General features: G+C 45.3%; 8 protein-coding genes and 1 pseudogene. 4 read left to right on the forward strand and 5 right to left on the reverse strand.

All coding sequences use genetic code 11. The features are described from left to right. Positions 1 to 210: 210 nt before the first annotated feature. Positions 211 to 591, forward strand: coding sequence for a peptidase (locus QUB66_RS24705; RefSeq protein ID WP_332970076.1), 381 nt, complete (start codon positions 211 to 213; stop codon positions 589 to 591). After that, a complete protein-coding gene (locus tag QUB66_RS24710; RefSeq protein ID WP_332970075.1) occupies positions 588 to 977 on the forward strand; it encodes a HEPN domain-containing protein in 390 nt (129 codons plus the stop codon). The genes QUB66_RS24705 and QUB66_RS24710 overlap by 4 nt, the downstream gene beginning before the upstream one ends. Positions 978 to 1,066: 89 nt before the next feature. On the opposite strand, the gene QUB66_RS24715 is transcribed toward QUB66_RS24710, so the two are convergent. After that, the gene (locus tag QUB66_RS24715; RefSeq protein ID WP_332970074.1) at positions 1,067 to 2,980 is read right to left on the reverse strand and encodes a heavy metal translocating P-type ATPase; all 1,914 of its coding nucleotides are present in this window, start codon (positions 2,978 to 2,980) and stop codon (positions 1,067 to 1,069) included. A 321-nt stretch (positions 2,981 to 3,301) separates the two neighbouring features. Here QUB66_RS24715 and QUB66_RS24720 point away from each other — a divergent pair, with 321 nt between their 5' ends. After that, positions 3,302 to 4,402 carry a precorrin-8X methylmutase gene (locus tag QUB66_RS24720; protein ID WP_332970073.1) on the forward strand — a complete coding sequence of 367 codons (1,101 nt, stop codon included), beginning with the start codon at positions 3,302 to 3,304 and terminating at the stop codon, positions 4,400 to 4,402. Positions 4,403 to 4,505: 103 nt separating this feature from the next. On the opposite strand, the gene QUB66_RS24725 is transcribed toward QUB66_RS24720, so the two are convergent. Further along, positions 4,506 to 4,718, reverse strand: coding sequence for a hypothetical protein (locus QUB66_RS24725; RefSeq protein WP_332970072.1), 213 nt, complete (start codon positions 4,716 to 4,718; stop codon positions 4,506 to 4,508). A 234-nt stretch (positions 4,719 to 4,952) separates the two neighbouring features. Here QUB66_RS24725 and QUB66_RS24730 point away from each other — a divergent pair. Continuing rightward, positions 4,953 to 5,179, forward strand: a pseudogene (locus QUB66_RS24730) (rhodanese-like domain-containing protein); the annotation flags it as partial. A gap of 182 nt (positions 5,180 to 5,361) precedes the next feature. Here QUB66_RS24730 and QUB66_RS24735 read toward each other — a convergent pair. From QUB66_RS24735 to QUB66_RS24745, 3 genes are all read right to left on the reverse strand, one after another. Then, positions 5,362 to 6,909, reverse strand: coding sequence for a hypothetical protein (locus QUB66_RS24735; RefSeq protein WP_332970071.1), 1,548 nt, complete (start codon positions 6,907 to 6,909; stop codon positions 5,362 to 5,364). After that, positions 6,896 to 7,270 (reverse strand): hypothetical protein, encoded by a 375-nt coding sequence (locus QUB66_RS24740; protein ID WP_332970070.1) that lies wholly within the window; start codon positions 7,268 to 7,270, stop codon positions 6,896 to 6,898. The genes QUB66_RS24735 and QUB66_RS24740 overlap by 14 nt, the downstream gene beginning before the upstream one ends. Before the next feature lie 260 nt (positions 7,271 to 7,530). After that, positions 7,531 to 9,728: CHAT domain-containing protein (locus tag QUB66_RS24745; RefSeq protein ID WP_332971284.1), on the reverse strand; the 2,198-nt coding region annotated here is incomplete at its 5' end.

The following is a 9,728-nucleotide window of genomic DNA, read 5'->3' on the forward strand; positions in this document are numbered from 1 at the left end:
CCTCATTCTCTCCCGGCGCGGTGGCTCTAGTTCTTCTTTTGCCACCGTTCTCATCTTTATTTAGTCTAAACTACAGTCGGATCAGAAACCGGGTTTTTTACCTAAGCTGTGGGCGACAAGAAAATATTTTCGTAAAAAACCCGGTTTCTCAGCACCCGATCGCGCCCATATTTGCTAAAATTTTAACAAGTAAAGCACTCCGCAACAGTTATGACTGCTATCCAAGAGCAAGCCATTCAAACCGCACCGTTTGACAATTTAATCGCCGATTTCAATAAAATCCGAATTCTCTACACGGTAGAAGAACCTCTAGAAACTTTTAAGTTCATTATCGAGCAAGAAGTAATGGTCAGTTTAATTTTAGAAGCTCATTCTAAAGTTAGAGAACTATTTCCTAGCGAAAGATTAGCCTTGGAAGTGAAAACCGATCCAGAAATTGCCAATTGGCGATCGCTCTGGATGACGATATATACTAAACTAGAAGTCGATGAAGCCTTGGCAAAGTTACAAACTCTCGATCGCACTTGGTGGCTAGACGCGAGCCTTGTCATTCCTAACAATAAATTAAACATTGACTTGGGGTGGGAATGAAATTTGATTGGTCAGAATATCTTAATTTAGCACAAGAGCTAGCCGCCAGCACTGAAGAAGCAAAATTGCGTTCTGCTATAAGTAGAGCATATTATTCTGTGTTTTGCCTAGCACGGAATTACTTGCGCGATATTGAACAAGATCCAAGACTATCACGCAATAAAACTTACGATATCAACGACCATCAATATGTAGCTGAAGAATTTATTTACAATCGATCGAAATCCCAGAAAATTACAGAGATTGGTAGAAACTTAACTCGATTGAGAAAAATCAGAAATCAGGCTGATTACGAAGATACTATATTTCAGTTACAAAAAGAAGTGGTAAGATCGTTAAGTTTAGCTCCGCATATTATTTCAGCTTTAAGGGAGTTATCAGATTAGTTTGTAGTGAGGACTTGAGTCCTCTGAATGTGCGGACTGAAGTCCTCACTACAAACCGTCGATATAAATTCAAGAAAAGCTCGATCGCCCTAATGTCTCAGCAACCGCAAACCGCTCAATGTTACCAAAACTGTAGACCCTTCATGACCGATAACGCCGATCGGCATTGTGATACTTCCTAAAAAATTAGCAGCCAACAATAGTATAATGCAGCTTAGCGCAAAAACAATGTTTTGTTTGACTACATTTTGAGCGCGGCGGCCCAAACTAATTGCTTTACCTAGTTGTTCTAATTTATCTGCCATTAATACGATATCAGCCGTTTCTAAAGCGACATCGCTACCGGAAATTCCCATCGCAATTCCTACGGAAGCTTGGGCGAGGGCTGGTGCGTCGTTGATGCCGTCTCCTACCATTGCGACGGTTTGATACTGGGTTTGCAGCTTTTTAATTAGGTGCACTTTGTCTTCTGGCAAAAGTTCGGCGTACACTTCATTGATTCCTAATTGTTGGGCGATGTATTGAGCAGTTTGCTGGTTGTCGCCTGTCAGCATTATGATATGTTCTACGCCTAATTTTTGCAAGCGTTTTACTGTGGCTGCTGCTTCGGGGCGGACTGTATCTGCTACTGCAATGATGCCCAAAAGTTCATCGCCCTTTGCTACCCAAACAACTGTTTTTCCCTCTGCTTGCAATTGATGGCTGGTTTGAGTCAACTCCGAAGTTGCTTGTACAAAATCGGCTTTACCAATGGTAATGATTTGATTGTCAACTTTACCAACTATTCCGCGACCGATTTTTGCTTGTACATCCGTAGCACTTGACAACGGTAACTTTTGCTGCTGGGCGGCTTGGACAATTGCTTGGGCGATCGCGTGTTCGGAATGAGTTTCGAGGGATGCAGCCAATTGCAGAACTTCTGTTTCAGTATATCCGGCTGCTGGTACAATTTTGACAACTTCAGGTTTTCCCGTGGTGAGAGTTCCGGTTTTGTCAAAGGCGATCGCCCGAACTTTACCAATTATCTCCAATTGCGCGCCGCTTTTAAACAAAATCCCCTGTTTCGCCCCGTTAGCCATGCCCGAAAGCAGCGCCGGCATAATCGAAGCCATCAGCGCGCAGGGGGATGCGACTACTAGGAAAATCAGCGCCCGATAGATAGTATCTTCCCAATTCCAGCCTAAAACAAAGGGCGGCAAAATTGCCAGCAGCAAGCCTAAACCGACAATTAATTTAGCATAACCGCGCTCGAACTTTTCCACAAACATTTGAGAAGGTGGCGATTCTGTTTGCGCTTGTTGTACCAGCCGAATCACTCGCTGAATCAAACTGCTTTCGGGAGTTTTGTGAACCTCCAATTGTAGCGCACCGGCACCGTTAATCGTGCCTGCATAAACTTCATCGCCCGCAACTTTTTCCACGGGCATTGATTCGCCGGTAATCGAGGCTTGATTCAGGGCGCTGTAGCCTTCAACAATTATCGCATCTGTGGGAATGATTTCTCCGGGCTTGACTAAAATGCGATCGCCAATTGCCAATTTGTCGATCGCCACCAACCGTTCCCCATCGTACATTATCACCCTCGCAGTATCCGCCGTCAAACTCATCAAACTGCGAATACTCCGTTCAGTCCGCTGCATAGCATAACCTTCCAGCGCGCCACTAATCGCAAAAATTAAAATTAGCACCGCACCGTCAACAATTAAATGATATTCTTGCCGCCACAGCCCCAAACCAGCCGCACCCAAAGCAGCAACAATCATCAACAAATCCACATCTAATTCATGTTCTTGAAAAAGCGTAGTCAAGCCTTCGCGGGTGCTAGAATAGCCACCGATCACATAAGCAGCGGGCAATATTAACACCGCTAAGCCCAGCCAACCGAGTTGTAGGGCGATCGAACCCAAAATTACCAGAATTCCGCACAGGGCGGCAGTTAAAGTATCTGGGTGTTCTTCGGCGAGGCGCGAGAGGCGCGAGGTGGGGAGGGAATTGGGAGTCATGGGAAAATTTGACTTGGTAGAATGACTCCTGCATCGTAAACCTTGACATTAGTGTTAATGTCAAGGGTGAAACCAAAATAAATTACAAAACTCATCAATAACTATGCAAACAAACGGAGGCCCCGGCGGTTAGAAACCGTAGAGTTTGCGGGCACACAAATAAACGGATGCCCAGGCGGTTAGAAACCGCGACTACACAAACAAAGTCCGCCTCCGCGGACTGGGATACATGATTCTTTCAACCTGCGAAGGCAGGTTTCGTGTGTGTAGACGCGGTTTCCAACCGCCGAGTCTTAATCACCCAGTTTCTTCTCTCAACCAATGCAACAATACCTGACAATTAAACAACTTACTGAAGCAGTAAAAGGCACAATTACGCCTCGGATGGTGCGCCATTATCACGCTTTGGGGCTGCTATCTCCAGCCGTGCGATCGACTTCTAACTACAGACTGTACACCCGCAGCGACGTGCAAAGACTCCAAAGAATTGTCGCACTCAAGCAGCAAGGCTTTCAACTGTCTCACATTCGCAAACTCTTAGAAACAGACGCGGATGCTTCCCCAGACGCGCTGATGGCGACTCTGCAACGGCAATATCTGTCGGTTATTCAGCAAATTGTACGCCTCCGAGAAACGGCTTCGGCGCTTGAAGGATTGCTGGGGCGGGATCTTTCGTGTCAAGCGGTGCAAGCGGGCGCACTGGCGCAATTGAGGCTGTTGCAGGCCCAAACTGACGGGGAGTTGGGACAGTTGGAACAACTTTGGAATGGTTGGGATGCGGGGGCGCACACTCACCCGGAGGCGTTTGGGGAGTCGTTGCAGCATTTGTTGCCGGATTTGTCCGATCGCTCGGAAATTGAGGTAGACTTGCTTTCTAAACTGGTGTTAGCCAGCGGTGATTGTTCGCTGCTGCCGTTTGTGAAGTTGAGCGAAACGGCGATTAAATCGGCGCGGGAAGCATTAAAAAATCAATGTCAAATTGTGGCTGATGTGCCGCCTGTTTTTGCTGCTTTGGATAACACAAGATTAGCACATTTGGGAACAAGTATCACAACTTTAATTGATGACCCGCACATCAATGCTGCGGCGGAAGCGGAACAGGAATTCTGGCATGAGCGTGAGTGGTTTGAAAAGTTGTTGAAACTGGAAAAAGGATGTATATTGGTAGTAGGATATGCGCCATCTGTGCTGATGGCGGTTTGTGAGGCGATCGCAAATGGGCAACTGCAACCGGCTTTGGTGATTGGAATGCCGATCGGTTTTAGTCATTCTCCGGTGGCGAAACGTCGGTTAGTGCGATCGGGCATTCCTTATATTACGACTGTGGGGACTTTTGGCGGCGGGTTGTTGGCGGCGGTTGCATTGAATGCTTTGGTTGAGTCTTTGATTGAAAAGCCGAATTGTCACTGTCATCTCAAGTGAAGATGGGATGGAGATTAATTGTGGCTTAATTTGTATTTTGCCGCTTCCTACTCGATTTTGTTTCAATCCCTAAAAGAAGTTGAGATTTATTCCGGCGAAATGATTACTGTGATGATTTGCAATGAAGCCCGAAGACTTTTAATTCCCAATCATCTGTACTGCTTTTCATCGGCGAGTCTTGTTTGATTAAATAAGGATCACTTCCAGCCACCACTTTCGCCACGCCCAAACCAAAGCCCACAGCTTGAATTATTACCTCTAGTTTCGCATCCCGGTAGACTTCTTCGATCGCCACAATAGCTCGAATTGCTTCCATTGCTTTGTCTAACAAGCCGGCACCGTGTTGGAAGTGGCCTAACTCTGCTTAGATTTGCGCTGGAAACTGTGGCGATGTTTTTTTGCTTAATAATTTGATCAAGCTTAAATTGCAATTACTATCATTTTACCGCTTTCTAGCTTTGATGTCAAGACTTATTTCATTTAATTTATCTTGTAAGTTTTGGCATTAATGGCGATCGTATTTTGCCTACCTAAATTCCAAATACATCAGCAAATTTCTGGGTCATTATTGGTTCCTTTGCCGGATATTAAAGACTACGAAGGTGTTGCCAAAGTCAAGTAATTATTAAACAGGCACCGCTTGATTGCTGCAAAATGGGAATGCGTTCTGCGAAGGCCTTGGGCATTTTGAAGGAAGCAGGAATTGAGGGGATTAATGTTAAGGGCGGGATTACTGCTTGGAGTCAAGAAGTAGATTCGTCTGTTCCTCAATATTAAGATGCCCGGGCGAATGGAATTCGCGGCGACACAGACAAAACCCACCTCCGTGGGTTGAAGATGTCCCGGTGATTGAAATTATCTCATTTTCTTCAGTCCGCGGAGGCGGACATCGTTTGTGTAGGCGCGGTTTCAACCGCCGTCTCATCTTCGTTTGTGTAGACGCGGTTTCAACCGCCGTCTTATCTTCGTTTCTGTAGAAGCGGTTTCAACCGCCGTCTTATCTTACCTAGTAGATTCTTAGAATTTGCACCCAACATCACCAAACCCCAAACCACAACCCCCGCGCCGATACTAATCAACAATACCAACGCAAAAGAATTAATTCCCACCTTCAGGAAAGGCAAATAAACCACCTGATTCGGCGGGTCTTGTTTAATCAAATAAGGAGAACTTCCAGCCACTACTCCGGCTACTCCCAAACCAAAGCCGACAGCTTGAATCGTGACTTCTAGTTTTGCATCCCGATAAGCTTCTTCAATGGCGACAACTCCTCGAATTGCTTCCATTGCTTTGTCTAGCAAGCCTGTGCCGTGTTTGAAGTAGCCTAAGTCGGCTTTGATTTGTTCTTCAAACTGCGGGCAAGTTTCTTTGCTGAATAATTCTAAAAAGCTTAAATCGCGATCGCTATCATTGTACTTCTTGCTTGATTTTAAGTCAAGACTTATTTGATTTAATTTATTTTGGTAATTTTTGGCATTAATTGCGATCGTATTTTGCCGAAATTCCAAGTCCATCAGCAACCGCGCATACTTCACAGCCCGCGGCGGCATCTCGATTGTCTGACGTTCCAGATGTTCTAGTTCCTCTTGTTTTAAACCCGCACCTTTCAATTGCCGCTGATGGGCTTTGTCCTGCTGCAAATACTTAAAAGTCGCGTCGATATCCAGTTCAATTTGTTTGTATTCCTCGCGAGTCACCAAGTAAGTTTTGCGGGTATCGTGATAAGCGCGAAGAATCTTATTGCGGAACAGAAACAACTCGACAAAATCGCTGTACCGCGTCTCATCCCAGATTTCATCAGTTGCAGAACTGTTAAAAAACCAGACTATAATGTGGCATTCAGTATCTTGCCGACTGGGGTCGCCGTATTCTAAAATCGGGCTGCCGAATAACTCGCCTTGACGGTAAAAACTCGGCTGATTGTCACCGGAAATGAATTTTTCTAAACACTGTTGGGCTAGTTTTTTCAGAAACAGCGCATCTTCCCGCGCCGCTTGATTTTGTTCTACACTCAGCCAAGCTGTAAGCAGCAGAGTTTGACCGAAATAGCTTTGCACGAAATCCGGCAGCAAGCAGTTATCGGGATTAAATTCCTTGAAGATGCTAACATCGACAGCGGGCGTTTTATTGCCGTCAATTTTTTCGGGAACGCGAATTTGTAAACCCAAGGCATAGCTGTCATCAATCCGCAGCGGTTGGGCAAAACCTTTGAGATTTATTTCCTGGTTGTCATGGGAAATATTCTTAGCAAAAGCGAGAGAATTTCGATTGCCGACAACTTGTTTGTTAATTAGTTCAACTCGCCATCCGACAGGTTCATCTTTTTTGGGTAAATAGCTACCGTTGAATGCTTTACCCACTGCTAATTTAGTTTGCAATATCTCGTTGCACTTTTCCCAGAGTTTGGCGAATTCTTCAGGAGAAATCGACTCTGTTTCTAGGGGTTTGCAGAGGTGATAGGCAAATAGATAGACGTTGGGGGCATAGATTTTACTATTTTGAGTCATTGTCTGTATTTGATTGATTCTCTGCATCGAGTTCTTTTTGAAGTTTTTTGTAGCTATCTTCAATGCTTTGACGCAAAACTTGAGTGATATTGGTTAGCGGCTGCATTGTAGTTGGGGTGGGTTCGCCTCCATCGTCGATATCTTTTTTATTTTTGGCTACATCTTCTCTTAAAGTTTCTCCCAATCCATGATTGGCGCACCACTTACTGATAGTCATGGCAATGGGAAATAATTCATCATCGGCTGATTCTGTTATTTCTGTCTCTAGTTTGGGTAAATCTTGCCATGCTGTCGGCATGAAAATGCTGGGATTTTCGGCCAGCCATTTGAGAAAGATAAGGATCACTTTTTCGGGTTCCATAAAACTATTCTCCGTTAATAAAATACAGGTTCGCAGTCAGGACTTTAGTCTTTATTCCTGGTTCGCAGTCAGGACTTTAATTCCCAAACCGTGTCAAAATCACCGTTTTGCCCGCAGTCCGCCAGGGGTTAAAACCCCTGTCTAATAGCGAAAGTCCTCTGAAGAGGACTGCTGAGTTCTTCAGTCCTCTTCAGAGGACTTCAGCTTTGAGGCAGGGGTTTTAACCCCTGACGGTCTTTGAGGTTAATTTGTGTTTCCACTTAATATCCAGTAGCACAGAATGCCGCCCAATACTTGGGATGGCTAAACGGCTGTTCCTCTGGGTATAATACTAACCACAGTTCCACACTTTGTCCCGATTTTTTATCTAAATTTAAGGATTTAACCCAAACTTCAAAATCCTCCCGGCTGACTGCGCGCATCCAGTTTTGGGCCGCGTTCAAAGCGACGGCTACTGAAACTTTCGGTAGCAATTCCTGATAAAATTTTATCATTAAAATCGCCGTCGCAAAATCATCTACCGACCACAATGTGCTAACAACATTCATACTCCCAGCATACAAGAAGCCGCTTGGTAAACCAATGTACTCATCAGTCATTTCTGTTGAACCAGTTAACCCGGTTTCGCAGGCGGAGAGTGTGACGAGATTGCACCTACTTAACTCTAAATCGGCAAAGATTTCTCGCAAGGTTAGGCATTTTTCGGGGATGGCTTTTCGCCCGCTACGCATTGTCACATAGCGGGGAGTTTCGGGCGATTCGGGCGGGCACGGGGGCACCGCCCCTACGGTAGATTCGATGGAATCGGCTAGGGCTAGTAGGGACAGCAGCGGATAGTCAAAGTTAAAGACTCCGTGGCAGGAAAAGTGGATGTAGCTGGCATTAGAGAGATTTTTGAGGTTTTCGTTGAAGGCGATTTTTGTGGCTTGTTGTTTGATTAAGATGTCGTGGGGATTGAATCTTTGTTTAATAATTTCTACTTCCATGTCGGCGTTTGATAAATCTTCGGTGGGATTCTGAATCGCAAATAATGGCTGCAATTCGGGGGCGGGAGATGTGCGGGTTTTGATGCGGTTTTGTAGGAGTTGCAGGAGTTGCAAACTGGGGGCGTATTTCACGCCGTCGGGGAAGCAGTCTAGGAGGTATTTCGTAGGGGCGGTGCTCCCGTGCCCGCCCTCTGATGTGAATGGTAGGGCGTGGAGGGAGAATAGGTGCAGGTAGCGGTGAGGTACTAATATTAGTTGGTGGCAATCATTGGGGATTTTGGCGACTATCTCGTTGAGGCGCAATATTTCCGAGAGTTTGTGCAGTTTTGCGGATAGGGTTTTTTGCCAGATTTTTTGTTTGGCTTTGTCGCGGTATTCGTTGAAATAGTCGTTTTTCCAGGTTTCTAATTCTGCTAATTCGGTGGCGGTTATTGGTATTAAGTCTATTTTGTCGCGGGTGATGATGAAGGCTGATCCTCCCCAGTCTTCGTTGTTAAATTTGGGGTTGCCGATGTACCATTCTACAATTGCTGTTTCTGGATCTAATGTTTGCTGGAATTCGGCGATGTCTATGGGTTCGACTTTTTGGGTTAGGGTGAATTCTGGTTCTCGCTTTTTTATCTGTTGCAGCAATTGTTCTAATTGCTGCAATGTTGTTGCTAATTTGTCTGTTTGTTGTTGAAATAATTCGGGGCTGAGACTGCGGGTTTGAGTTGCGCGTTGTGTGTCGGAGTCTTCTGGAACCCCCCCCGGCCCCCCCTTGGTAAGGGGGGGAGGAAGAGGGGGAGTCGATGATTGTGTTTCTAGGGATTGTTGGGCGGCGGCGATTTGGCTGCGTAAGTTTCTGAGTTGTTGTTTCTCGGATTCTGTGGCTGTTTTGGGATAGATTTCGCTGTTGGTGAAGAGTTCGACTAGGTAGCGGGATTTGCTGCGTTCTACGGTTTGGACTGCTTTGTCATATTGTTTGTGATTGATGCACGATTGCATCATTTTTTCGTAGATATTGAGGTTTTCTTCTATTATTTGTCGTTTGCGGGTTTGGGATGTTACCCACTCGCGGGTTTGTTCGACTGCTTCGATGGCTTTTTCGTAGCCGAAGATGGCTGTTTCCCACAAGCTTTCGGCAAATCCTAAATTGCCTAAGTTTTGGGCTGTTAGCAGACAGCTAAGGGGTAAGGTGGTAGGAGTAAAAAATTCTAAAGCAGATTGATAAAATTTAATCGCCTTTTCTAAATTATCACCCCTGTCTCCCTTGATTTGGTGACTGTATGCTTCTCCCAAATTATTTTGAGTCGTTGCCCAATATTCAGGAAAAGCTTGGCGGGTGTAAACTTGTAAAGCAGCTTCACAAAATACGATCGCCCTTTCTAAATTATCACCCCTGTCTCCCTGGATTCTTTTACAGTAAGCTTCTCCCAAATTATTTTGAGTCTGAGCCCAATCTTGGGGAAAAGCTTCGCGGGTGCGAACTT

Origin of the sequence: Microcoleus sp. A2-C3 (genome assembly GCF_036706065.1) — a bacterium.
Lineage (GTDB): Bacteria > Cyanobacteriota > Cyanobacteriia > Cyanobacteriales > Microcoleaceae > Microcoleus.